We start from the raw sequence: 23,609 nt of genomic DNA on the forward strand, positions 1-23,609 counted from the left end.
GGCTCAGTTTTGCGCCTTGCAGGTAGTCTCGTCCCCCTGGACACAATCGAACACGGGATATTCCGCATCCGCAGGCGCTGTCGCCGCGATCAAGAGAAGCGCGATGGCAATGATGCCGGCAAGAATATCGACCCGCATGGTTCTCTCCGTCGATGGGGCCCGGCGGAGGTTTTCCGCGCGTGGGCGTTCTTGCGGTCAAGAGAATGTGACATTGCGGCAATTTTCGAGCGAACCGGCCGCGTTCGAACAGTTTCTCTGCCGCAGCGATATTTCGGCAACGCTGAGCGACAACGGCCCGGACGATGGCCCGGGCCGGTTTATTTCAGAACGACCGGTGACAAATATTGACAGGGAACCCCGGGCGCTGATACGCGCGCTGCGAAAACCGGCGGCGACTTATCCGCCGATGCCGACACGCCGCGATCGTTCTGGATTCGCTTTTCGGGCCACACCGCGATGGCTGAACCGCTGAAGAATATTTTTTCCCCCGAGCTTGTCCGGTCGATGGCCAGCGTATTTTCGAACCGCTGGAATTCGTTCGATGCGGAAGGTTTCGCCACTGAGACGCTGGACGGATTCGAGGAACTTGAACTCAAGCAGCGCTCGCAGCGGATCACGCGGACGCTTGCTTGCCACCTTCCGGAGGATTTCCCGCACGCTGCCGAAATCGTGCTCGACTGCCTCGGCCCCGTGTTGAGCGAAGTCGATTTCGATGCGCGCAGCGACGGAAGGGGGTTGACCGGCTGGGCAACACTTCCCCTGGCGGATTATGTCGCCGAGAAAGGCACGGCGCATTTCGAAACGACGATGCTGCTTCTCAAGGAATTGACCATGCGCTGCAGCGCGGAATTCGCCATCCGCCCGGTTCTGCTGCGCGCGCCGGAGAAAACGCTGGAAGTGTTGCACGACTGGACGGACCACCCGAACCAGCACGTGCGCCGCCTCGTGTCCGAAGGGACGCGTCCGAGGCTGCCCTGGGCGCCGAAGCTTCCGCAATTCATAGCCGATCCGGCCCCGGTCATGGAACTTTTGGAGAAGCTGAAGGATGACAAGGAGGAATATGTCCGCCGTTCTGTCGCCAACAATCTGAACGATATCAGCAAGGACCATCCGGACAAGATCGCGCAAACCGCAAAACGATGGCTTGAGGGCGCGGGAAAGAACCGCGCGCGGCTGGTGCGCCACGCCTGCCGCACATTGATCAAGAAAGGCCATCCCGAAACGCTTGCCGCGCTGGGTTTTGGTCCGGCGCGGGTCAGGGCGGATTTTCTTTCCGTTTCGCAAAGCGTCGAATTCGGTTCGGATCTGGAATTCGAAGCGGAGATCGTCTCGACCTCGCCCGAGCCGCAGAAACTGGTGATCGACTACGTGATCCATCACCGCAAGGCGAATGGCGGCACCAGCCCGAAAGTCTTCAAATGGCGTAACGTCATGCTTGAAGGCGGAGGGTCGATCAGGCTCTTCAAGCGCCACGGCATGCGCGAGATCACCACGCGAAAATACTATGCTGGCGGCCATGCGATAGACATTCAGGTGAATGGCGAAATCATTGCGACGAGGCCATTCACGCTCAAGATGCCTCTGGTCGCCGACCCTTCGGGAAAAGGACGGCAGGCCCCGGACCGCCAATAATCAGGCGTGCGAATAAAAAATTTGACTATTTGGTCAAAATTCGGCCCAATAGGCGAAGCGGACCGAAATGCCCACCTGAACGAGGCGCCGGCCGCGACAATCGCCAGACAGCGGCCCGCCTGAACAAGCCGAGGCCGCGGAGAGGAACAACCGACCGGAACAGAGACGCCCGCCCCGCAGCGGCGGCATCTTGCGTTCGGTCCGATCCGGAGGTCCTTAAATGGCCGACGTACTTTCGGCGCCCGATATCCGTGCGGGCCGCCTGTCGCCCGAAGACTATCTGAAGAATTTCGACGACATCCATCCGCCGCTCGACAGGCATGAAGCCTCCGTCGAGGCGGACCGCTGCTACTTCTGCTATGACGCGCCCTGCACGATCGCCTGCCCGACGTCGATCGACATTCCGCAGTTCATCCGCCAGATCCAGACCGGCAACCCGGTGGGCGCGGCGAAGACGATCTTCGCCGAAAACATTCTTGGCGGAATGTGCGCGCGCGTTTGCCCAACGGAAACGCTGTGCGAGGAAGCTTGCGTGCGCAACGAGGCGGAAGACAAGCCGGTGAAGATCGGCCTTTTGCAGCGCTATGCGACCGACACCTACATGGACAAGGTTTCCGGTTCGCATTTCACCCGCGAAGCACCGACGAACAAGAAGATCGCCGTGGTCGGCGGCGGACCGGCGAGCCTGGCTTGCGCCCACGCCCTTGCGCTGAAGGGCCATGACGTCACGATCTTCGAGGCGCGCGAAAAGCTCGGCGGTCTCAACGAATACGGCATCGCCGCCTACAAGACGGTGAACGACTTCGCCCAGCGCGAGGTGGAGTTCCTGCTGTCCGTTGGCGGCATCAAAGTGGAAACCGGCAAGGCGCTCGGCCGCGACATCACGCTGGCGGGGCTGCGCGGCGAATATGATGCCGTCTTCCTCGGCATGGGCCTGCCCGGCGTGAATGCGCTTAACGCCGAGGGCGAGGAGCTTTCCGGCGTGATCGACGCGGTCGCCTATATCGCGGAGCTGCGCCAGGAGACGGACCGCGCCAAGCTTCCCGTCGGGCGCAAGGTCGTCGTCATCGGCGGCGGCATGACGGCGATCGACATTGCCGTGCAGACCAAGCGCCTCGGTGCTGACGAGGTGACGATCCTCTACCGGCGCGGCCAGGACGCCATGAAGGCAAGCCGCTACGAGCAGGAGCTTGCCCAGACGAACGGAGTTCTGATCCGCGAGTGGTTCCAGCCCAAGCGCCTGATCGGCGAGGGCGGGCATGTCATCGCCATCGAGGCGGAGCGTACCGCGCTGGATGCGAACGGCAGGCTTTCGGGCACCGGCGAGACAGAGCGGTTCGAGGCCGACCAGGTGTTCAAGGCGATCGGCCAGACATTTATCGCCGATCCTGTTGCCGGCGGATCCGACGCGCTGGAGCTCTACGCGGGCCGGATCCGTGTCGACGGCGAGCGCAAGACCTCTCTCGACAAGGTCTGGGCCGGTGGCGACTGTGTGGCCGGCGGAGAGGACCTGACGGTGGCCGCGGTGGAAGACGGCAAGCTTGCCGCGCGCTCCATCCACGCAGCCATCACGGGCTGAACCTCAATTTTCCGGAATTTCATTCCGCCCCAGGGAAAGAAGGGGACCGACATGACCGATCTGACAAGCAATTTCCTCGGCATCAAATCGCCGAACCCGTTCTGGCTGGCCTCAGCGCCGCCGACCGACAAGGCCTATAACGTCATCCGCGCCTATGAGGCCGGGTGGGGCGGCGTCGTCTGGAAGACGCTGGGCGAGGACCCGCATGTGGTCAATGTGAACGGGCCGCGCTACGGCGCGATCCACGGGCGCGACCGCAACCTTCTGGGCCTCAACAACATCGAGCTCATCACCGACCGCCCGCTTGAGGTGAACCTCAGGGAAATCAAACAGGTGAAGCGCGACTGGCCCGACCGGGCGCTCGTCGTCTCGCTGATGGTGCCGTGCGAGGAAAAGAACTGGATCGACATTCTGAGGAAGGTCGAGGATACGGGCGCCGACGGCGTGGAGCTGAACTTCGGCTGCCCGCACGGCATGTCCGAACGCGGCATGGGCTCGGCCGTCGGGCAGGTGCCGGAATACATCGAAATGGTCACCCGCTGGTGCAAGGAAAACACCAAAATGCCGGTGATCGTGAAGCTGACGCCGAACATAACCGACATCCGCAAGCCCGCCCAGGCGGCGAAAAACGGCGGCGCGGACGCCGTCTCGCTGATCAACACGATCAACTCCATCGTGGGCGTCGACCTCGACATCATGGCGCCGACGCCGACCATCGACGGCAAGGGCGCGCACGGCGGCTACTGCGGACCGGCGGTGAAACCGATCGCGCTTAACATGGTGGCGGAAATCGCCCGCGACCCGGCAACCGCCGGCCTGCCGATCTCCGGCATCGGCGGCGTGACCACATGGCGCGACGCGGCCGAGTTCATGGCGCTTGGCGCAGGCAACGTGCAGGTGTGCACCGCCGCCATGACCTATGGCTTCAAGGTCGTGCAGGACATGATCGACGGGCTGAAGGAGTGGATGGGCGAAAAGGGCTACACGTCGATCGACGAATTCGTCGGCATGGCCGTGCCGAACTGCTCCGACTGGCAGAACCTCAACCTCAACTACATCACCAAGGCGAAGATCGACCAGGACCTCTGCATCAAGTGCGGACGCTGCCACATCGCCTGCGAGGATACCTCGCACCAGGCGATCACGGCGATGGTGGACGGGGCGCGTCACTTCGAGGTGATCGACGAGGAATGCGTGGGCTGCAACCTGTGCGTCAGCGTCTGCCCCGTTGAAAACTGCATCACCATGGAGCCGATGACGAGTGGCGTGGATCCGCGCACGAAGCAGCCGATCGACACCAGGTTCGCCGACTGGACGACGCATCCGAACAACCCCAACCGGGTGATGGAGGCGGCCGAGTAACCGGCGCGTTTTCGAACTGCGAAGCGGCAATTCGGGACTGTGGGAAAAGCCGGCGCAGCTATAGTGCGCCGGCTTTTTGCCGTCTTATCATGTCCGGATAGCGCTATCTTCGGCGCTTAGAGCATATCCCGCGAAATCTGAGTCGGATTTCGTGGAAAGCGCTCTAGAAAGATTGGAGCAGGATGAACCAGCCGATCACAGGAGCCGTGGGCAAAAACTCCGGCGCAGACAAGGCGGCGGGGAATTTGCGTGCGCATCTGGCAATGCTGCTCTTCATTCTCGTGATCTCGACGACATTTCCTGTCGGCGAGGCGATTTCGCCGGCACTCGACCCGCGCGCGCTCACCTTCCTGCGCTTCCTGCTGGCGACATTCGTCTTCGCCGGCATCGTCGCCGCGCGCGGCGAGTGGCGAATGCCTTCTCCAGCGCAAGCCGCGAAAGCCACATGGGTGGGCAGCCTGCTTGCCTTCTACTTCGTCGCCATGTTCGAGGGCCTTCGCTATACGACCGCGATCAACACCGGCGCGCTGTTCGCGCTCGTGCCCGCGATGACGGCGGCGATCGCATGGATCCTCCTGCGCCAGACGATGACGCGCCTGCAGCTCGTCTGTCTCGCGATCGCCGGCTGCGGCGCGCTGGTCGTACTTTACGGCGACAATATCGCGGCCCTCCTGAACCTGTCGCTCGGCTACGGCGAGCGGATGTTCCTGATCGGCTGCGTGGCGTTCGCCGCCTATTCGCCCTTCGTGCGCAAACTGCACGGAGCGGAACCCTTGATGCTTTTCACCCTGTGGGTGCTTATGGGCGGTTCAGCCGCGCTGTTCGTCTTCGGCCTGCCGGCGATCCTTGCAGCCGATTGGACGGCCGTGCCCTGGAAGATCTACGGCGGCATCGCCTATCTCGCCGTCTTTCCAACCGCACTCACCTTCTATCTCGCGAAATTCGCAACCGTGCGCCTGCCCTCCGGCCAGGTGATGGCCTATACCTACCTTTTGCCCGCCTTCGTGGTCCTGGAAAAGATGGCTGTCGGCGACGGCACACCGGGCCTCACGGTTTTCGCGGGCGTTGCGATAACCGCGCTTGCGACCTTCATCCTGCAATGGTCGACAAGGCAAGTACGGGATCAGCGCCTGAGTTCGGTCGCGAAATAGGCGATCGTCTGGCGATAAACCTCCGCCCGGTTCCACTCCTTCAAGACAGCGTAGTTGCGCGTGCCCGGCGACCAGTCTCCGCCCGGCCGCCAACCCTTTTGCCTCAGGTAATTGGCCGTCGAGGCCAGAACGTCCGCTCGCGAGCGGATGAGATCGCGGCGCCCGTCGCGGTCGTAGTCTACCGCGTAGCGCACGTAGTTGGAGGCGAGAAACTGGGTCTGCCCAAGCTCGCCCGCCCAGGCGCCGACCATCGCCGACGGGCTCATGTAACCCCGGTCGGCAATGACGAGCGCCGCATAGAGCTCTTCCGTGAAGAACTCGGAACGGCGGCAGTCGTAGGCAAGCGTGGCGAGCGAGCGGAAGACCGACATATTGCCGGAAAACCGCCCGAAGCCGCTTTCAAGGCCCCAGATGGCGACAAGAATTTCCGGCGCGACGCCATAGGAATTCTCGATACTAGAGAGCAGTCGCTGATTGTTGCGCAGCTGCCTGCGCCCCAGAGCGATGGTGCCGGCCGGCGCGCGACGCTGGCGGAACTGGTCGAAGCTCAGCTTGAAGGACTTCTGCGACCGGTCGAGCCGGATGACCTTGCGGTCGTAAGAGACGCCATTCAGCGCCCCCTGCACTGTGCGTGGCGAAACGCCGGATGCGACCGCGCGGCGCTTGAAATCCTCAAGCCACGCGCCGAAACCGCCGCTGTCGTTTCCGCAAGACGCGGCGAAAGCAGGCAGGGATGCGAACGCAAGAATTGCGAGGGCAGCGACAAATCTCGACATGACCGGCTCCCGATACGCGAAACAAAGCGAAGTCCGGTCAGGCGAGCGTGCCCCGGCGCATTACCTTTCCGAACGGAAACAATATATTAGGCAGGAAACTCTGGAAATTGGAAGTCGGCGCGGTGGCGGAAGCGGCGAGACGGGAGGTCAACCCTGCCTCGCAACCACCCCGTCGAGGACGATCGACGCCACGGTTTCTTCCGCCGATTTGCGGAATTCCGCCTCTTCAATGCCGGTGCCGGTGAGCGCGCGGATCTGCGTCGCGAAATCGGCGTAATGCTGCGTCGTCGCCCAGATCATGAAGATGAGATGATGCGGATCGACCGGGCGTATTTTCCCATTGGCCGCCCAGGTGCGGATAACCTGCGCCTTCTCGTCGACCAGCGCCTTCAGCGAGCCTTCCAGCACGTCGCCGATCATCGGCGCACCCTGCATGACCTCGTTTGCAAAAAGCTTAGAAGCTTCGGGATAACGCGCCGAAAGCTCGATCTTCTGGTTGATGTAGGCGGACAGTTCCTCGCGCGGGTCGCCTTCCGGATCGAGCGTGCGCAGCGGCGCCAGCCAGATGTCCAGAAGGTCGGCCAGAACCGCCTTGTAGATGTCCTTCTTGGAGCCGAAATAATAAAGCAGGTTCGATTTCGACATACCGGCGGCCGCGGCGATATGCTCGATACGCGCGCCGCGATAGCCGAATTGAGCGAATTCCGAAAAGGCGGCCTCCAGAATGCGCCCCCGGTTTTTCTCCTGGATCTTGGTGGCCGATCCGTTGCCCCTGCCGTTGCCGGTCTCGCTTTCGGAAAACGCGCTCATTCGGCCGCCTCCGTCTCACCGGCAGCTTGAGCCGAAGCATCACGCGCAAGGGCCACGGGCGCGGCACCTATACCGGCGAGCACGATCTGTATCACCGTTTTCTTGGCCTCGGCGAACTGCTCCTCGCTGAGGGGCCTGCCGCCGTTCAGCGTGTCGATCTGGTGGTTGAAGTCCGCGTAATGCTGGGTCGTCGCCCAGATCATGTACAAAAGTGCGTTCGGATCGATGGGAGCGATACGCCCTTGCGCGATCCAGCGCTCGATGACGGAGGCGCGGCTTGCCGTCCAGTCGCGCAGCGTCGTTTCCAGATAGTCCTGGATGACGGGCGCGCGGTGCAGGATCTCGTTCGCCCAGACCTTGGAGCCCATCGGGTGCTCGCGCGAGATATCCATCTTCTTGGAGATATAGGCCGTCAGCGCCTCGACCGGATCGTCGCTCTCATCGAAGGAATTAGCCGCATCGAGCCAGATGTTGAAGATATGCTCCACGACGCGGCGGTAGAGCGCCTCCTTGGTTGGGAAATAATAATGCAGGTTCGCCTTGGGGATGCCCGCGCGCTCGGCGATCATGCCGGTCGTCGCGCCGCGAAAGCCGTGATCGGCGAAAACGGCCTCTGCCGCCTTCAGGATCGTCCGCTCGTTTTCCGCGCGCACCGCGCTTTTCTGGGTTGTTTTCTGCGACATCCGACCATGAACGTGATTTGAGTAGAGATATCGAAAAATGATCTTGACCGTTTGGTCAAGTGTTCATACGCTCGATTTGACCGTTTGGTCAGGTTTTACACCCTGGCCGCGACGGTCGCAACGACAGGCGGGCCGACCAGAAAAAAGATAACGGCCCGTTCAACCTTCCAGATAGCCCGGGTCATGCGAATAACGTATGTCCGGACGGCCAGGGGATGACAGCGGCTGATCGCCCAACCGGCGGCAGCCATATCATCGACCGGCGAAAGAGAAGCGGACCGCGGACGCCTTTGAAGGCCGACCGCGCGCTTCTTCACAACGAGCGGCCCATGTTCGCGGCCTCCTGCGTGGAACGCGAGCGCCGCTCATGGGAACGACCGGAGACGGCCCCGGCCCGATGCGGACCGACGCAGGCAATTGAGCCGGCCCGGCCGCAGCAAAGGGTGCCGGGCGCTCCTTCGGTCGATTGTTGGATCGATGTTTCGCCCGTTTGGGAAAACAAGGGCGATTGGAGGAACCATGTCGAAGACGGCGCTTGCTACCAATAATCTTGAAGCCTTCTGGATGCCGTTCACGTCGAACCGGCAGTTCAAGAAGAACCCGCGCCTTTTCGTCGGCGCCAAGGACATGCATTACACCACCGCCGACGGGCGGCAGGTGCTGGACGGCACCGCGGGCCTCTGGTGCTGCAACGCCGGCCACGGGCGGCCGAAGATCACCGAGGCCGTGCAGCGCCAGGTGGCCGAAATGGACTATGCGCCGGCCTTCCAGATGGGCCACCCGGCGGCTTTCGAGCTGGCCGCCCGGCTCACCGCACTGATGCCTTCCCCGCTCGACCATGTGTTCTTCACCAACTCCGGCTCGGAATCGGTGGAAACCGCGCTGAAGATGGCGATCGCCTATCACCGGGTGCGCGGCGAGGGCGCCCGCACGCGCCTGATCGGCCGGGAACGCGGCTACCACGGCGTCAACTTCGGCGGCATTTCCGTGGGTGGCATCGTCGCCAACCGGAAGCATTTCGGCACGCTGCTTGGCGGTGTCGACCACATCCGCCACACGCATGACCTGGAGCGTAACGCCTACTCCCGCGGACAGCCGGAAAACGGGGCGGAATACGCCGAGGAGCTGATCCGCGTCATCCAGTTGCACGACCCCTCCACAATCGCCGCCGTGATCGTGGAACCGGTTGCCGGCTCCACCGGCGTGCTGATCCCGCCGAAGGGCTATCTGGAGCGGCTTCGCCAGATCTGCGACCAACACGGCATCCTGCTCATCTTCGACGAGGTGATCACCGGTTTCGGCCGTCTCGGCTCACCCTTCGCCGTCGATCATTTCGGCGTCACGCCCGATCTCGTCACGACGGCGAAGGGCATCACCAACGGCGTGATCCCGATGGGCGCGGTGTTCTGCACGAGCGACATTCACGAAGCCTTCATGACCGGGCCGGAACATCTGATCGAGTTCTTCCACGGCTACACCTATTCCGGGCACCCGGTGGCCTGCGCGGCGGGCCTTGGCACGCTCGACACCTACGAGGAGGAAGGCCTGCTGACCCGTGGCGCGGAACTGGAGGATTACTGGGCGGACGCGCTTCATTCGCTGAAGGGCACGCGCCATGTCATCGACATCCGCAACATCGGCCTGATCGGCGCCATCGAGCTGGAACCCATCGCCGGCGAGCCGACGAAGCGCGCCTTCTCCGCCTTCCTGAAGGCCTATGACGCGGGCGTCCTGATCCGCACGACAGGCGACATCATCGCCATGTCACCGCCGCTCATCATCGAAAAAAGCCAGATCGACCAGATCGTGGGTACGCTTCGCGAAGTGCTCCAGAGCCTGGATTGATCCGGGGAGGGAATGAAATGCAGACGATAACGAACGCCATCGGCGGCGCCCGCGTGGAAAGCCGCTCGGGCCGCACCGCGCCCGTTTTCAACCCCGCGACCGGCGAACAGTCCGGCGTTGTGGGCCTGTCCTCGGTTTCCGAAGTCGAAGAGGCCATCGCCACCGCAAAGGCCGCCTTCCCGGCATGGCGCGACACGCCGCCGCTCAAGCGCGCGCGCATGATGTTCCGCTTCAAGGAGCTTCTGTCCGAAAACGCCGACAAGATCGCCCGCGCGATCTCGGCCGAACACGGCAAGACCCACGACGACGCGCTGGGCGAAGTGGCGCGCGGCATCGAGGTGGTGGAATTCGCCTGCGGTATCCCGCACCTGCTGAAGGGCGAATTCGCGCGCAACGTGGGCCCGGCCATCGACAGCTATTCCGACCGTCAGCCGCTCGGCGTCGTCGCCGGCATCACGCCGTTCAACTTTCCGGCCATGGTGCCGCTTTGGATGTACCCGGTCTCGGTCGCCTGCGGGAACACCTTCATCCTGAAGCCCTCCGAACGCGACCCCTCCGCCGCCATGGTCGTCTACGACATCTTCATGGAAGCGGGCTTTCCCGAAGGCGTGCTGAACATCGTCCACGGCGACAAGGAAGCCGTCGACACGCTGCTGACGCACCCGGACGTGAAAGCGATCTCCTTCGTCGGCTCGACGCCCATCGCCGAATACGTCTACTCGACCGGCACGGCCCACGGAAAGCGCGTGCAGGCGCTGGGCGGGGCGAAGAACCATATGATCATCATGCCCGACGCCGACATGAACCAGGCGGCCGACGCGCTGATGGGCGCGGGCTACGGTTCCGCCGGCGAACGCTGCATGGCCGTTTCCGTCGCGGTTCCCATCGGTGAGGAGACCGCCGACAAGCTGATCGAAAAGCTCGCCCCCCGCGTTCAGTCCCTCAAGATCGGCCCGTCCACCGATACGGACGCCGAAATGGGCCCGGTGATCACCAAGGCGCACCAGCAGAAGGTGCTCGGCTACATCGACCAGGGCGAAAAGGAAGGGGCGGAGCTTGTCGTCGACGGGCGCGGCTTCAACCTGCAAGGCTACGAGGGCGGATATTTCGTCGGCGGCACGCTGTTCGACCGGGTGACGAAGGACATGACGATCTACAAGGAAGAGATCTTCGGCCCTGTGCTCTCCGTCGTGCGCGCGAAGGACTACGACGAGGCCGTCGACCTCATCAACACCCACGAGTATGGCAACGGCACCGCGATCTTCACCCGTGACGGCGACGCCGCGCGCGCCTTCGCCGACCGCATCGAAGTGGGAATGGTGGGCGTCAACGTGCCGATTCCTGTGCCGGTCGCTTACTTTTCCTTCGGCGGCTGGAAGCGCTCGCTCTTCGGCGATCACTCGATCTACGGACCCGAGGGCATCCGCTTCAACACGCGGCTGAAGACCATCACCTCGCGCTGGCCGGCCGGCATCAAGGACGGCGCGGTCTACACCTTCCCGACCATGTAAGAACAAGAGGCGCAAGGAGAACTTCCGATGACAGCCCCTTCCGACAACCTGCGGATCGACGGCGACCGCCTTTGGGACAGCCTGATGGAGATGGCGGAAATCGGCCCCGGCGTGCGCGGCGGCAACAACCGCCAGACGCTGACGGACGACGACGCCAAGGGCCGCGCGCTCTTCCAGAAATGGTGCGAGGAAGCAGGCCTCACCCTGGGCGTCGACAAGATGGGCAACATGTTCGCCCGCCGCGAGGGCACCGACCCGGATGCGCTGCCCGTCTACATGGGCTCCCACCTTGACACCCAGCCGACGGGCGGGCGCTATGACGGCGTACTCGGCGTGCTCGGCGGGCTCGAGGTCATCCGCACGCTGAACGACCGCGACATCAAGACGAAGCATCCGATCGTCGTCGTCAACTGGACGAACGAGGAAGGCACGCGCTTCGCGCCCGCCATGCTGGCCTCCGGCGTCTTCGCCGGCGTCCACACCCTCGACTGGGCCTACGCCCGCGAGGACGCGGAAGGCAAGACGGTGGGCGACGAGCTGAAGCGCATCGGCTGGATCGGCGACGAGGAGGTCGGCGCGCGCAAGATGCACGCCATGTTCGAGCTTCACATCGAGCAGGGCCCGATCCTGGAGGACGAGGGCGTAGACATCGGTGTCGTCACCCACGGGCAGGGCCTGAAATGGCTGCAGGTGACGCTGACGGGCAAGGAAAGCCACACCGGCTCCACCCCCATGCCCAAGCGCCGTAACGCCGGGCTCGGCATGGCGCGGGTGACGGAGCTGGTGCACGAGGTGGCGATGGACTATCAGCCCGACGCGGTCGGCGCCATCGGCCATGTCGAGGTCTATCCGAATTCGCGCAACATCATTCCGGGCAAGACCGTCTTCACCATCGACATCCGCTCTCCGGACAAGGCCACTCTTGACGAGATGGACGACCGCATCCGCGACGGCATCGACACCATCTGCGACGCGCTGCAGATTTCCGGCGAGGTGGAGCAGGTCGGCCATTTCGATCCGGTCACCTTCGACGAGGGCTGCGTTTCCAAGGTGCGCGACGCCGCAAAACGGCTCGGCTATTCCCACCGCAACATCGTTTCGGGCGCGGGCCACGACGCCTGCTGGGTCAACCGTGTGGCGCCGACGGCCATGATCATGTGCCCCTGCGTTGACGGCCTGTCGCACAACGAGGATGAGAAGATCTTCCCCGAATGGGCGACGGCGGGCACGGACGTGCTGCTGCATGCGGTGCTGGAAACGGCGGAAGTCGTAGGCTGAGGGGAAACCGAGGGGAAAGTGAGAGCGCTCGTCGACGCATTTCTGGAGATCAGGCAGCATCACGCGATGCTGCTTGCGTTTCTCAAGGAACTGACGCCGGGCAACAGGCGGATGGGCCGCGAGTTCGTATTCGTCTCGGTACGCGACAACCCGTTCGTGCGCGAAAGCCTGGACGCTTCGAGCGAGACGATCAAACAGCGGCGCTTTCGCCTCGCCGAGCCGATGTCCGAATTCGCCGGGTGGGCGGAGGAGGATTCGAACCGCTCGCCGCAGGTGCACATTCTGGGCGAAGGGCGGTACGCGGGCTTCAGCCTGACCTGGCCGGGCGTCGAGGGGCGGCTCGTCGTTGCGGCGACGGGCGTTTTGAAGGGAAATGCGACGCTGCGCGCGGTCTGGCTGAAACTGCGGTTCGTCGCAGGCGGGGCGCTGGATTCGTCACGAGTTATCAGTGGGAGATTCTGACATGTCGAAAGTCATCAAGGGCGGCACCATCGTCACCGCCGACCGCACCTGGAAAGCCGACGTGAAGATCGACGGCGGCAAGATCGTCCAGATCGGCGACAATCTCTCCGCCGACGAAGTGCTGGACGCGACCGGCTGCTACGTGATGCCCGGCGGCATCGACCCGCACGTGCACCTGGAAATGCCCTTCATGGGCACCCATTCGGCCGATAATTTCGAAAGCGGCACGCGCGCCGGCCTTTCCGGCGGCACGACCATGGTGGTCGACTTCTGCCTGCCCTCGCCGAACCAGTCGCTTCTCGAAGCGCTTGCCGTCTGGCAGCAGAAATCGTCGCTTGCCTGTGCGGACTATTCCTACCACATGGCGATCACATGGTGGTCGGAGCAGGTCTTCGACGAAATGGCCGAGGTGGTGGACCGGGGCATCAACACCTTCAAGCATTTCATGGCTTACAAGGGTGCGCTGATGGTGGAAGACGACGAAATGTTCGCCTCCTTCCAGCGCTGTTCGGCCCTTGGCGCGATGCCGCTGGTGCATGCCGAAAACGGCGATGTCGTCGCCACTCTCCAACAAAAGCTGCTGGCGGAAGGCAACAACGGGCCGGAAGCGCACTCCTACTCCCGCCCGCCGGAAGTGGAAGGCGAGGCGGCGAACCGCGCCATCATGATCGCCGACATGGCGAACGTTCCGCTCTATGTCGTGCACACGTCCTGCGAGCAGGCGCATGAAGCGATCCGCCGCGCGCGGCAAAAGGGCATGCGCGTTTACGGCGAGCCGCTGATCCAGCATCTCGTGCTCGACGACAGCGAATATCAAAGCGCCGACTGGGACCACGCCGCCCAGCGCGTAATGTCGCCGCCCTTCCGCAACAAGGTCCATCAGGATTCGCTCTGGGCGGGCCTGCAGGCAGGCTCCCTGCAGGTGGTCGCGACAGACCACTGCGCCTTCACGGTTGATCAGAAACGCATGGGTGTGGGCGATTTCACGAAGATCCCGAACGGCACCGGCGGGCTGGAAGACCGCATGCCGGTGCTCTGGACGCGCGGCGTCAACACCGGGCGGCTGACGATGAACGAATTCGTTGCCGTCACCTCCACCAATATCGCCAAGATCCTCAACATGTACCCGAGGAAGGGCGCGATCGTGGAAGGGGCCGACGCCGACATCGTCGTCTGGGATCCGGAGCGCGAGAAGACGATCACCGCGAAGACCCAGCAGTCGGTGATCGAATACAACGTCTTTGAGGGCATAAAGGTGAAGGGCCTGCCGCGCTATACGCTGACGCGCGGCAAGGTGGCCATCGAGGAATCGACCGTGAAGGCGGAGCCGGGCCACGGCGAATTCGTGGCTCGCGAGCCTTACCCGGCGGTCAACAAGGCGCTTTCGAAGTGGAAGGAACTGACCGCGCCGCGCAAGGTGGAGCGCACGGGAATTCCGGCGACGGGCGTCTGAGCGGCCTTCCACACCAGTTTTCAGGGGAAACGGCGCGAGACGGACCGCCCGCCTTGCGCCGATAAAAGAGATGGGACAATGCTGACAACGGCAAGTGAGGCCAGAGCGGAGGACGGGATGGCAAGGGAAGACGGTGCTAACGCGCGTTCCGTCATCGACATCCGCGACCTTTCGCTGACGTTCGAGACGAACGACGGACCTGTGCACGCGCTCTCCAATATCGACCTCAAGGTCGAGGAAGGCGATTTCGTCTCATTCATCGGGCCGTCGGGCTGCGGCAAGACCACGCTGTTGCGCGTGATCGCCGACCTCGAAAAGCCGACCGGAGGGCACATCTCCGTCAACGGCGTTTCGCCGGAGGACGCGCGCCTTGCCCGCGCCTATGGCTACGTCTTCCAGTCGGCGGCGCTCTATCCGTGGCGCACGATCGCCAACAACGTCGCGCTTCCGCTCGAGATCATGGGGCTTTCGAAGGCCGAACGGGCGGAGCGGGTGAAGCGCAACCTCGACCTCGTGAACCTTTCCGGATTCGAGCGCAAATACCCATGGCAGCTTTCCGGCGGCATGCAGCAGCGCGCCTCCATCGCCCGCGCGCTTGCCGTCGAGCCCGATCTTCTCCTGATGGACGAACCGTTCGGCGCGCTTGACGAGATCGTACGCGACCACCTGAACGAGCAGCTTCTGCAGCTCTGGGCGAAGACCAACAAGACGGTCATCTTCGTCACCCACTCGATCCCCGAAGCGGTGTTCCTTTCAACGAAAATCGTCGTGCTCTTCCCGAGGCCTGGCCGCATCTACGACGTGATCGAAAGCGACCTGCCGCGCGAGCGCACGCTCGACATCCGCGAAACGCCCGAGTTCCTGAAGATCGCGCATCGCGTGCGCGACGGTCTGCGCGCGGGGCACAGCTATGACGACTGAGGCGATGAGCCACGGCGGGGCGCCTGCCTCGCTCAGCCCCTTCAGCCGGCTGATGAGCGGCACGGCGGGGCCGGTGATCGTCGTCGTCGCGGTGATCTTCGCCATCTGGTATCTGGGCGCGGTTTTGCTGAACGGCCAGTTGCAGCGCGATGCCTACGAGCGCGCAGGCCGCGAGGATGTGCCGCTTACCGAATTCATCGCCGACACGCTGGCGCAGGAGCGCCCGCTGCTGCCCGCACCCCATCAGGTGGCGGTGGAAATCTGGAAGACGACGGCTGAAAAGAGCGTCACCTCCAAGCGCTCGCTGGTCTATCATTCCGGCATCACGCTATCTTCCACCCTACTCGGCTTTCTGATCGGTACCGCGCTCGGCATCGGGCTTGCCGTTCTAATCGTGCACAGCCGCGTGTTGGACAAGAGCCTGATGCCCTGGATCATCTCCTCGCAGACGATCCCTATCCTGGCGATCGCGCCGATGATCATCGTGGTGCTGAACGCCATCGGCATCACGGGAACGCTGCCAAAGGCAATGATCTCCACCTATCTCTCCTTCTTTCCGGTGGCGGTGGGCATGGTGAAGGGCCTGCGTTCGCCCGAGTTTATCCAGCTCGACCTGATGAAGACCTATTCGGCAAGCCAGGGCCAGACGCTGATGAAGCTGCGCCTTCCTTCGGCAGCCCCCTTCCTCTTCGCCTCCATGAAGGTGGCGGTGGCCGCAAGCCTCGTCGGCGCAATCGTCGGCGAACTTCCGACCGGCGCGGTGGCAGGGTTGGGCGCGCGCCTCCTTGCCGGGTCCTACTACGGACAGACGATCCAGATCTGGTCGGCGCTTATCGTCGCCGCCGTGATAGCGGCAAGCCTCGTCACCATCGTCGGCGTGTTCGAGCGCATCGTCCTGAAGCGCATGGGGATGGCGCAATGAGCGGTGCAAGCCTCACGTTTACCGGGCAGGGAGCTGTGGGCGTCGGCCGTTATCTCGCCTGGACCATCGTCGCCCTCGCTTTATTCTCCTTGCCGCAGACGGCCTTCACGAACGGGCCTTCGGTCATCGGATCGGCCGACCTGATGCTGGCTCCGATCCTGCTCGGCGGAGCCGCGATCATGCTGGCGCTGGGCGTAGGCCCCCGCCGGCTGGTCGATCTCGCGCTCCTGGCGGTTTCGGTTGTCGCGGCCATCCAGCTCCTGCGGGCCGTGGGCGCCAATTACGACAAGGCGGAAGGCGGCTTCTGGACCCTCGTGGCTGCGCTGTGGCTCGCCTCCTGGCTGTTCGTCGAGCGCCTGTCGGGCTGGGACGCGAAATCGCCGACGGCGAAACGTGCGATCGGGCTTCTGATCCCTGCGCTCTTCGGCGTCTGGGTGCTGGTGCTCTGGCAGCTTTTCGTCGTCGGATTCGGCGTATCGCCCGTGCTGCTGCCCCCGCCGTCGGCAATCGGCGCGCGCTTCGCAAGCTCGCTGCCGACGCTCTGGGCCGATTTCCGGCAAACGTTCCTGAAGGCCGTACTCATCGGCTATGCGATCGGCTGCGGCAGCGCCTTCATCGTCGCGATCCTCGTCGACAAGGTCGATTTCCTCCGTCGCGGCCTGCTGCCGATCGGCAACCTCGTCTCGGCGCTTCCAATCGTCGGCGTCGCGCCGATCATGGTGATGTGGTTCGGCTTCGACTGGCCGTCCAAAGCCGCCGTCGTCATCATCATGACCTTCTTCCCCATGCTGGTGAACACGGTAACGGGCCTTGCGAGTGCTGATCGCATGCAGCGCGACCTGATGACCACTTACGCAGCGGATTACTGGCAAACGCTCTTGAAATTACGTCTTCCGATGGCTTTGCCCTTTATTTTCAACGCGTTGAAGATAAACTCCACTTTAGCGCTCATCGGGGCGATCGTAGCGGAGTTTTTCGGCACGCCGATCGTGGGAATGGGCTTCAGAATATCCACCGAAGTCGGCCGTATGAACGTCGACATGGTCTGGGCGGAGATCGCCGTCGCCGCACTGGCGGGCTCCGTCTTCTACGGATTGGTGACGCTCCTGGAACGGGTGTTCACCTTCTGGCATCCGTCAGTTCGGGGATAATGGACACGGATGCCAAAACCAGAGGGAGCTTGAGAATGAAGAAATTGATGCTCGCCGCCGCCGCCCTTGCCATGGGGCTCGGAACCGCCCAGGCGGCCGACGAAGTCACGCTGCAGCTTAAGTGGGTCACCCAGGGCCAGTTCGCAGGCTACTACGTGGCCAAGGACAAGGGCTTCTACGAGGAAGAGGGCCTTGACGTCACGATCAAGCCGGGCGGGCCGGACATCGCTCCGCCGCAGGTGATCGCCGGCGGTGGCGCCGATGTCATCGTCGACTGGATGCCGTCCGCGCTTGCCTCGCGCGAGAAGGGCGTGCCGCTCGTCAATATCGCCCAGCCGTTCAAGAAGTCCGGAATGATGCTGACCTGCCTGAAGGAAACCGGCATCGAAAAGCCGGAAGACCTGCGCGGCAACACGCTCGGTGTCTGGTTCTTTGGCAACGAATATCCGTTCCTGTCGTGGATGGCTCACCTCGGCATTCCGACCGACGGCAGCGAGGAAGGCGTGACCGTGCTGAAGCAGGGCTTCAACGTCGACCCGCTCCTGCAAAAGCAGGCTGCCTGCATCTCCACGATGACCTACAACGAATACTGGCAGGTGATCGACGCCGGAATCCCGGAAGAAGACCTGATTGTCTTCAAGTATGAGGATCAGGGCGTGGCCACGCTCGAGGACGGCCTCTACGTTCTGGAGGGAAATCTCGACTATCCCGAGTTCGTCGACAAGATGGCCCGTTTCGTGAAGGCGTCCATGAAGGGCTGGGAGTACACCCGCGAGCACCCGGAAGAAGCGGCGGAAATCGTGCTTGAGAACGACGCCACCGGCGCGCAGACCGAAAAGCACCAGATCCGCATGGTCGGCGAGATCAACAAGCTGACGGAAGGCTCCGACGGCACGCTTGACCCGGCCGACTACCAGCGCACGGTCGACACGCTGCTGGCCGGCGGCTCGGACCCGGTCATTACCGCTGAGCCGGAAGGCGCGTGGACCCACGCGGTTACGGACAGGATCAAGTAAGAGGAAATCAGGCTCCAATCGCCGAAGGGGCGCCGCAATCGCGGCGCCCTTTTTTTATTCACTGCCATGTCCGTGCTGCACACACTGTACAATATGGACATTCTGGACATTATCGCCTATATTACGGGCATGAAGGAGACGACCATGCCCACGATGAAAACCGCCGGCAATGACACCGAAAACCGTCTTCATGTTTCCTTGCCAAGACTTCAGGCGGAACTGCGGTTCGAAAATCCGGACGTACCGACGCCGCTACTCGACACTATGGGTGAGGCCATGGCCAAATTCGTCAACGCCGCGGGAAGCATGGACATGAAAGCTCTCGCTGCGTTGAGTGGAAGTACGAACGAGCTTCTTGTAGCCGTGTGCCGGGTTATTGCCGACAAGCCCCCCATCCAGGAGCCGGGTAACGCTCCTCCCGTCGAAGTTTCGACGGGCGAAGGCCTCGGGACACCCTTGAGTAAAGCAAAGGCGGCCGAACGCCTGCTCCGACTGGCAGAGCCCACCGCCCTGGAAAGTTGGGCGGGCAATGTCTGGCGCCCGTCGGACATCAAGGATCGGCTCGGGATTTCACGGTCCACACTGGACAACTGGCGACAAAAGAACATGGTGATTGCGCTGAATAAAGGGCTGAGAGCGCATGTCTATCCTGCCGACCAGTTTGCCGAAGGGCGTCCGGTCAAGGGGCTGAAAGGGATAGTCGCGGCAGCGGCTGGTAATCATCACGTCGCATGGCGGTGGCTCGTCACGCCACATATCGATTTTGACAAGACGCCTCCTTTGACGGCTCTGAAAGAGGGGCAGGTCGAAGCCGTATTGGACGCGGTTCATCGGTCCTTTTCATAAGGTCACGATCCCGGATCGAGCCTGACCGGGGATCTTTTATTGCCTATTCCGACATTCGGTGCTGCGGCACGGCCCGGAATTGCATTCGAATATGCTTTGGATGAAGATTCGGGGCGAATGCCGGTTTTTCAAAATTCTCCGCTGAAGTTTCATTCCGAGCGGTGATATCAATTATGCCTTTGGATTCGAAAGAAATTTCTCGCTTGTTACAGCCCTTCAAGCCGATACGGTGGCTCAGGGTTATGCGCAGCGAATTCGAAGAAACCCCCTTGGGCGTTGGTGCGGGGTCTTCACGCTTTTCTCCACCCGACAATCATTTCCATATTCTCTACGCGGCCTGCGATCTGGTTTCCGCGATCGCCGAAACGGTCATTCGCGACAGGTTCGAAGCCGTCGATAATCGCAAGCTTCTTGCCTCCGAACTAGACGAATGGTCCGTTGCGGAAATCTCGGCGACGGAAAGTCTGAACCTGCTCGACCTGCGAACGATCGGCGCGTTGCGGCTGGGGTTGGATACCGACGCTGTCGGGGCGAAAGCACACGAGAAATCCCGGCAATTCAGCAGCGAACTGCACGACGATTTCCCTAATATCGATGGCATTCTCTACCGTTCGAGGCTGACCGGAAGAGATTGCATCGCCATCTACAAGCGCGCCATCAAGCATAAACTGACATCCGGCGAGGCGGTGCACCTGCCCCGCGCACCAAGGCTGGAAGATGCATTTTCCGACCTTGCCGTCACGCTCGAATACGATCTTTGAAGCGGATTTCCGGTGCCGGTGTCAAACCGGCGGCGTGCCGTTCAGCGCCAGAACTTCGCCGACAAGATAAAGCGAACCGCAGATGAGAATGCGCGGCGGTTCGCCGTCCTTTTCCGCGCATGCCGCGATATCCACCAACGCGGCTTCCAGGCTGTCGAACGGGGTCGCCTCCAGTCCGGCTTCCCGCGCGCTGTCCGCGAGCTCGAAGGGTTCGCGCCCGTTTTCCGTGGCGCTAAGAGGGATCGTCGCGACATGGCGGGCAAGGCCCTCGAATGCGCGGAAAAACCCCACCGGATCCTTCGTGTTCAACATGCCGCAGACGACGTAAAGCGGGCGGGAGCAACGCTCTTCCTGCTCGCCCATGAAAGCGGCGACGGCCACCCCGGCACCCGGATTATGCCCGCCATCCAGCCACACTTCGGCCCCTTGCGGGCATTGATCGACGATGCGGCCATGCATGAGCGGCTGCAGCCGGCCTGGCCAATCGACCTTCTGGAGACCTTTTTCAACCGCCGGCACCTCCGGAAAGAGGCCCGCGACACGAAGGGTGGCAATGGAAAGGCCTGCGTTTTCAACCTGATGATGGCCCCTGAGGCCGGGCAGGGGGAAATCGAACAACCCGCCCTCATCCTGGTAGATCAGCCGGCCGTTTTCTTCATACGTTGCGAAATCCTGCCCGAACACGCGGATGGGCGAACGATTGCTAAGCGCCACCCGCTCTATGACCTGTAATGCGACATCTTCCTGCGCGGCGGTGACGACGGGTACGCCCTGCTTGACGATGCCGGCCTTTTCAGCTGCGATCCCTTCGAGCGAAGCGCCGAGATATCGCTCGTGATCCATCGATATGGACGTGATCACGCTGGCGGCCGGCCTGTCGATCACATTCGTCGCGTCCAGCCGGCCGCCAAGGCCGACTTCCAGCAGCAGCGCATCCGCCGGTTCCTCGGAAAACAGAAGAAAGGCGGCGGCGGTCGTGATTTCGAAGAAGGTGATCTCGGCACCGCCGTTCGCCTGCTCGCAACGGTCGAGCGCCGCCGTAAGCCGCACATCGTCCACGAGCGACCCGGCAAGACGGATGCGTTCATTAAAGGCAACGAGATGAGGTGACGTATAGACGTGAACGCGCTTGCCGGCGGCTTCCATGATGGCGCGCATTGTCGCCGTCGTGGAGCCCTTGCCATTGGTTCCCGCCACATGGATGACCGGCGGCAGCTTTCGCTCCGGATGATCGAGCGCGGCCAGAAGCCGTTCCATCCGGCCGAGCGAAAGATCTATCTCGCGCGGGTGAAGCGCGAGAAGCCGTTCAAGAATCGCGGCGACCTGATCCATTGGTATTCGTTCCAACCGGCTTCGACATGCTGACGCCAGCGTGGCGGGACAGCGGCCCGCATTCGATTACGGTCCCGCAAGGTTGCCCGCAAGAGGGCTTTTTCAACATGTCGAAAAAAGAACAGTCAACGACGCGATACCGTCCGAAGCGCTCTTACTCGGCAGCCTTTGGCTGCTCCTGACCGCCTTTTTCGGTTTTCGCCGGTACCTCGCCCGCGCCTTCGGCGCGTTTTGCCGGCTCTTCGAGTTCCAGCGCGGCCTGGACGCCGACTTCATCGAGCGTCGGCACCTCGACCTCACGCTTCATCAGGATGGAGCAGAGACGGGCGATTGTTTCCCCCAATTCATGGCGATGGACGACCATGTCCACCATACCGTGCTCCAGCAGATATTCCGCCGTCTGGAAGCGCTCAGGCAGCTTCTCGCGGATCGTCTGCTCGATGACGCGCGGGCCGGCGAAACCAATGAGCGCGCCCGGCTCGGAGATATGGATGTCGCCAAGCATGGCGTAGGACGCCGTCACACCGCCGGTGGTGGGGTTGGTGAAGACGACGATGTAGGGAAGGCCCGCTTCACGCAACATCTGCACGCCGACCGTGGTGCGCGGCATCTGCATGAGGGAGAGAATGCCTTCCTGCATGCGCGCGCCGCCCGAAGCGGCGAAAAGCACGAATGGCGTCTCGTTTTCGACCGCCGTTTCCATGCCTTTCAGGATCGCCTCGCCCGCGGCCATACCCAGAGAACCGCCCATGAAGGAGAAATCCTGAACGGCGACGGTGATCGGCTGGGCCTTCAGCTTGCCGCTGGCGACCATGACCGCATCGTCCATTTCCGTCTTGGCGCGAGCGTCCTTCAACCGGTCGACGTAGCGCTTTTCATCACGGAACTTGAGTGGATCGGCAGCGACCTGCGGAGTTTCGACGACTTCGTACTCACCGCCGTCGAAGAGGAATTCGAGGCGCTTTTTCGCCGGGATGCGCATGTGGTGGCCGGAATTCGGCACTACCCACTGGTTTGCCTCAAGGTCCCGGTGAAAGACCATTTCCCCCGTTTCGGGGCATTTGATCCAGAGATTTTCCGGCGTGTCGCGCTTCACGAGGAAGCTGCGGATTTTCGGCCGGACGACGCTGTTGATCCAGTTCAAGGCTCGATCCGTTTCCTGACCGGTTTGCTCCCGATGCCGGAAGGCCGATCAATTCCTTTCAGTCCCGGCACACGGAACCGCTCCTGCGCGCCGCTCGAATTCGAATTACTTCGTCTTTTAGCAGAAGCGGGGGCGTGCCGTCAGCCCGTCTTGGCCATGCGGGCACCCTCCGCAATTTCGCGAACGCATTCCGTGACAGCCGAAACCGTCTTTTCCGTGGCAAGGCCCGCTTCGTCCAGGCTTTCCCGCACGGCTTCCACCAATACCGACCCGATCACGACCCCATCGGCGTTCCTGCCGATTTCCCGCGCCTGATCGCCGGTCTTGACACCGAAGCCTACGGCAACGGGAAGGGCCGTGTGGCCCTTGATGCGGTTAACCGCCACGGCGACCTTTTCCGCGTCAGGCGCGGCCGTGCCCGTGATGCCGGTGATCGACACGTAGTAGACGAAGCCGGAGGTATTGGCGAGAACGGCCGGCAGACGCTTGTCATCCGTGGTCGGCGTGGCGAGGCGGATGAAGTTCAGGCCCGCTTCGAGCGCCGGGATACAAAGTTCATCATCGGCCTCCGGCGGAATATCGACAATGATGAGCCCGTCGACGCCAGCTTGTTTCGCTTCCACCACGAACTTCTTCGGATCGCGCACGTAGACCGGATTGTAGTAGCCCATCAGGACGATCGGCGTCTCATCGTCCTTTTCGCGGAACCGGCGCACCATGGAAAGCGTCTTGTCCATGGTCTGGCCGGCGGCAAGTGCGCGCTGCGACGACCGCTGGATGGGAACGCCCTCCGCCATCGGGTCCGAAAACGGCATGCCAAGCTCGATGACATCCGCCCCCGCCCCGGGAAGGGCGGTCAGGATCGCCTCGGACGTTTCAAGGTCCGGATCGCCCGCCGTGATAAAGGTGACGAACGCCGGGCGCCCGGCCTCCCTGCAGGCCGCGAAGCGGCGGTCGATGCGAGATTCTGCCAT

General features: G+C 62.7%; 22 protein-coding genes. 15 read left to right on the forward strand and 7 right to left on the reverse strand.

What is annotated here, in order from left to right; all coding sequences use genetic code 11:
* Nucleotides 1–3: 3 nt before the first annotated feature.
* On the reverse strand, nucleotides 4–138 hold the full coding sequence (locus tag HPQ64_RS20545) for a hypothetical protein (protein WP_281358245.1): 135 nt from the start codon (nucleotides 136–138) through the stop codon (nucleotides 4–6).
* A gap of 318 nt (nucleotides 139–456) precedes the next feature.
* Between HPQ64_RS20545 and HPQ64_RS03655 the strand changes: the two genes are divergently transcribed.
* From HPQ64_RS03655 to HPQ64_RS03670, 4 genes are all read left to right on the forward strand, one after another.
* The gene (locus HPQ64_RS03655; protein WP_172887011.1) at nucleotides 457–1,632 is read left to right on the forward strand and encodes a DNA alkylation repair protein; all 1,176 of its coding nucleotides are present in this window, start codon (nucleotides 457–459) and stop codon (nucleotides 1,630–1,632) included.
* 220 nt (nucleotides 1,633–1,852) lie between these two features.
* Nucleotides 1,853–3,211: an NAD(P)-dependent oxidoreductase gene (locus HPQ64_RS03660; RefSeq protein ID WP_172887012.1), complete on the forward strand. Its 1,359-nt coding sequence runs from the start codon at nucleotides 1,853–1,855 to the stop codon at nucleotides 3,209–3,211.
* Between the two features lie 51 nt (nucleotides 3,212–3,262).
* Complete coding sequence (gene preA, locus HPQ64_RS03665) at nucleotides 3,263–4,573, forward strand: NAD-dependent dihydropyrimidine dehydrogenase subunit PreA (protein ID WP_172887013.1); 1,311 nt, start codon at nucleotides 3,263–3,265, stop codon at nucleotides 4,571–4,573.
* Between the two features lie 182 nt (nucleotides 4,574–4,755).
* Complete coding sequence (locus HPQ64_RS03670; protein ID WP_172887014.1) at nucleotides 4,756–5,724, forward strand: DMT family transporter; 969 nt, start codon at nucleotides 4,756–4,758, stop codon at nucleotides 5,722–5,724.
* Here HPQ64_RS03670 and HPQ64_RS03675 read toward each other — a convergent pair.
* From HPQ64_RS03675 to HPQ64_RS03685, 3 genes are all read right to left on the reverse strand, one after another.
* A complete protein-coding gene (locus HPQ64_RS03675) occupies nucleotides 5,697–6,500 on the reverse strand; it encodes a lytic murein transglycosylase (RefSeq protein WP_172887015.1) in 804 nt (267 codons plus the stop codon). The genes HPQ64_RS03670 and HPQ64_RS03675 overlap by 28 nt on opposite strands.
* Before the next feature lie 147 nt (nucleotides 6,501–6,647).
* Nucleotides 6,648–7,310, reverse strand: a complete 663-nt coding sequence (rutR, locus tag HPQ64_RS03680; protein ID WP_172887016.1) for an HTH-type transcriptional regulator RutR — start codon at nucleotides 7,308–7,310, stop codon at nucleotides 6,648–6,650.
* Nucleotides 7,307–7,993, reverse strand: a complete 687-nt coding sequence (locus HPQ64_RS03685; RefSeq protein WP_172887017.1) for a TetR/AcrR family transcriptional regulator — start codon at nucleotides 7,991–7,993, stop codon at nucleotides 7,307–7,309. Before HPQ64_RS03685 ends, rutR begins: the two co-directional genes overlap by 4 nt.
* A gap of 519 nt (nucleotides 7,994–8,512) precedes the next feature.
* On the opposite strand from HPQ64_RS03685, the gene aptA reads away from it, so the two are divergent.
* The 11 genes from aptA to HPQ64_RS03740 all read left to right on the forward strand — a co-directional run bounded on the left by aptA (nucleotide 8,513) and on the right by HPQ64_RS03740 (nucleotide 20,159).
* Nucleotides 8,513–9,838 (forward strand): omega-aminotransferase AptA, encoded by a 1,326-nt coding sequence (gene aptA / locus HPQ64_RS03690; RefSeq protein WP_172887018.1) that lies wholly within the window; start codon nucleotides 8,513–8,515, stop codon nucleotides 9,836–9,838.
* Between the two features lie 17 nt (nucleotides 9,839–9,855).
* Entirely contained in the window at nucleotides 9,856–11,349 is a 1,494-nt protein-coding gene (locus tag HPQ64_RS03695) for a CoA-acylating methylmalonate-semialdehyde dehydrogenase (RefSeq protein WP_172887019.1), read from the forward strand.
* A 27-nt stretch (nucleotides 11,350–11,376) separates the two neighbouring features.
* On the forward strand, nucleotides 11,377–12,627 hold the full coding sequence (locus HPQ64_RS03700; RefSeq protein ID WP_172887020.1) for a Zn-dependent hydrolase: 1,251 nt from the start codon (nucleotides 11,377–11,379) through the stop codon (nucleotides 12,625–12,627).
* 18 nt (nucleotides 12,628–12,645) lie between these two features.
* Nucleotides 12,646–13,089 carry a hypothetical protein gene (locus HPQ64_RS03705; protein ID WP_172887021.1) on the forward strand — a complete coding sequence of 148 codons (444 nt, stop codon included), beginning with the start codon at nucleotides 12,646–12,648 and terminating at the stop codon, nucleotides 13,087–13,089.
* A 1-nt stretch (nucleotide 13,090) separates the two neighbouring features.
* Nucleotides 13,091–14,542 carry a dihydropyrimidinase gene (gene hydA / locus HPQ64_RS03710; RefSeq protein WP_172887022.1) on the forward strand — a complete coding sequence of 484 codons (1,452 nt, stop codon included), beginning with the start codon at nucleotides 13,091–13,093 and terminating at the stop codon, nucleotides 14,540–14,542.
* A gap of 117 nt (nucleotides 14,543–14,659) precedes the next feature.
* Nucleotides 14,660–15,463 (forward strand): ABC transporter ATP-binding protein, encoded by an 804-nt coding sequence (locus tag HPQ64_RS03715; RefSeq protein WP_210260073.1) that lies wholly within the window; start codon nucleotides 14,660–14,662, stop codon nucleotides 15,461–15,463.
* On the forward strand, nucleotides 15,453–16,385 hold the full coding sequence (locus HPQ64_RS03720) for an ABC transporter permease (RefSeq protein WP_172887024.1): 933 nt from the start codon (nucleotides 15,453–15,455) through the stop codon (nucleotides 16,383–16,385). The genes HPQ64_RS03715 and HPQ64_RS03720 overlap by 11 nt, the downstream gene beginning before the upstream one ends.
* Nucleotides 16,382–17,536 carry an ABC transporter permease gene (locus tag HPQ64_RS03725; protein ID WP_246270266.1) on the forward strand — a complete coding sequence of 385 codons (1,155 nt, stop codon included), beginning with the start codon at nucleotides 16,382–16,384 and terminating at the stop codon, nucleotides 17,534–17,536. Before HPQ64_RS03720 ends, HPQ64_RS03725 begins: the two co-directional genes overlap by 4 nt.
* 35 nt (nucleotides 17,537–17,571) lie before the next feature.
* Nucleotides 17,572–18,552, forward strand: coding sequence for an ABC transporter substrate-binding protein (locus tag HPQ64_RS03730; protein ID WP_172887025.1), 981 nt, complete (start codon nucleotides 17,572–17,574; stop codon nucleotides 18,550–18,552).
* Between the two features lie 93 nt (nucleotides 18,553–18,645).
* On the forward strand, nucleotides 18,646–19,398 hold the full coding sequence (locus HPQ64_RS03735; RefSeq protein ID WP_172887026.1) for an antitoxin Xre/MbcA/ParS-like domain-containing protein: 753 nt from the start codon (nucleotides 18,646–18,648) through the stop codon (nucleotides 19,396–19,398).
* A gap of 242 nt (nucleotides 19,399–19,640) precedes the next feature.
* The gene (locus tag HPQ64_RS03740) at nucleotides 19,641–20,159 is read left to right on the forward strand and encodes an RES family NAD+ phosphorylase (protein WP_172887027.1); all 519 of its coding nucleotides are present in this window, start codon (nucleotides 19,641–19,643) and stop codon (nucleotides 20,157–20,159) included.
* A gap of 21 nt (nucleotides 20,160–20,180) precedes the next feature.
* On the opposite strand, the gene HPQ64_RS03745 is transcribed toward HPQ64_RS03740, so the two are convergent.
* The 3 genes from HPQ64_RS03745 to trpA all read right to left on the reverse strand — a co-directional run bounded on the left by HPQ64_RS03745 (nucleotide 20,181) and on the right by trpA (nucleotide 23,609).
* Entirely contained in the window at nucleotides 20,181–21,491 is a 1,311-nt protein-coding gene (locus HPQ64_RS03745) for a bifunctional folylpolyglutamate synthase/dihydrofolate synthase (protein WP_172887028.1), read from the reverse strand.
* A gap of 154 nt (nucleotides 21,492–21,645) precedes the next feature.
* Nucleotides 21,646–22,635: an acetyl-CoA carboxylase, carboxyltransferase subunit beta gene (gene accD, locus HPQ64_RS03750; protein ID WP_172887029.1), complete on the reverse strand. Its 990-nt coding sequence runs from the start codon at nucleotides 22,633–22,635 to the stop codon at nucleotides 21,646–21,648.
* Nucleotides 22,636–22,775: 140 nt separating this feature from the next.
* On the reverse strand, nucleotides 22,776–23,609 hold the full coding sequence (trpA, locus tag HPQ64_RS03755; RefSeq protein ID WP_172887030.1) for a tryptophan synthase subunit alpha: 834 nt from the start codon (nucleotides 23,607–23,609) through the stop codon (nucleotides 22,776–22,778).

Origin of the sequence: Hongsoonwoonella zoysiae (assembly GCF_013266695.1) — a bacterium.
Taxonomy (GTDB): Bacteria; Pseudomonadota; Alphaproteobacteria; order Rhizobiales; family Stappiaceae; genus Hongsoonwoonella; species Hongsoonwoonella zoysiae.

Coding starts and splice junctions, on each gene's coding strand:
- HPQ64_RS20545 (WP_281358245.1), bottom strand. CDS start 138: ATGCGGGTCGATATTCTTGCCGGCATCATTGCCATCGCGCTTCTCTTG.
- HPQ64_RS03655 (WP_172887011.1), top strand. CDS start 457: ATGGCTGAACCGCTGAAGAATATTTTTTCCCCCGAGCTTGTCCGGTCG.
- HPQ64_RS03660 (WP_172887012.1), top strand. CDS start 1,853: ATGGCCGACGTACTTTCGGCGCCCGATATCCGTGCGGGCCGCCTGTCG.
- preA (WP_172887013.1), top strand. CDS start 3,263: ATGACCGATCTGACAAGCAATTTCCTCGGCATCAAATCGCCGAACCCG.
- HPQ64_RS03670 (WP_172887014.1), top strand. CDS start 4,756: ATGAACCAGCCGATCACAGGAGCCGTGGGCAAAAACTCCGGCGCAGAC.
- HPQ64_RS03675 (WP_172887015.1), bottom strand. CDS start 6,500: ATGTCGAGATTTGTCGCTGCCCTCGCAATTCTTGCGTTCGCATCCCTG.
- rutR (WP_172887016.1), bottom strand. CDS start 7,310: ATGAGCGCGTTTTCCGAAAGCGAGACCGGCAACGGCAGGGGCAACGGA.
- HPQ64_RS03685 (WP_172887017.1), bottom strand. CDS start 7,993: ATGTCGCAGAAAACAACCCAGAAAAGCGCGGTGCGCGCGGAAAACGAG.
- aptA (WP_172887018.1), top strand. CDS start 8,513: ATGTCGAAGACGGCGCTTGCTACCAATAATCTTGAAGCCTTCTGGATG.
- HPQ64_RS03695 (WP_172887019.1), top strand. CDS start 9,856: ATGCAGACGATAACGAACGCCATCGGCGGCGCCCGCGTGGAAAGCCGC.
- HPQ64_RS03700 (WP_172887020.1), top strand. CDS start 11,377: ATGACAGCCCCTTCCGACAACCTGCGGATCGACGGCGACCGCCTTTGG.
- hydA (WP_172887022.1), top strand. CDS start 13,091: ATGTCGAAAGTCATCAAGGGCGGCACCATCGTCACCGCCGACCGCACC.
- HPQ64_RS03715 (WP_210260073.1), top strand. CDS start 14,660: ATGGCAAGGGAAGACGGTGCTAACGCGCGTTCCGTCATCGACATCCGC.
- HPQ64_RS03720 (WP_172887024.1), top strand. CDS start 15,453: ATGACGACTGAGGCGATGAGCCACGGCGGGGCGCCTGCCTCGCTCAGC.
- HPQ64_RS03725 (WP_246270266.1), top strand. CDS start 16,382: ATGAGCGGTGCAAGCCTCACGTTTACCGGGCAGGGAGCTGTGGGCGTC.
- HPQ64_RS03730 (WP_172887025.1), top strand. CDS start 17,572: ATGAAGAAATTGATGCTCGCCGCCGCCGCCCTTGCCATGGGGCTCGGA.
- HPQ64_RS03735 (WP_172887026.1), top strand. CDS start 18,646: ATGGACATTCTGGACATTATCGCCTATATTACGGGCATGAAGGAGACG.
- HPQ64_RS03740 (WP_172887027.1), top strand. CDS start 19,641: ATGCGCAGCGAATTCGAAGAAACCCCCTTGGGCGTTGGTGCGGGGTCT.
- HPQ64_RS03745 (WP_172887028.1), bottom strand. CDS start 21,491: ATGGATCAGGTCGCCGCGATTCTTGAACGGCTTCTCGCGCTTCACCCG.
- trpA (WP_172887030.1), bottom strand. CDS start 23,609: ATGGCAGAATCTCGCATCGACCGCCGCTTCGCGGCCTGCAGGGAGGCC.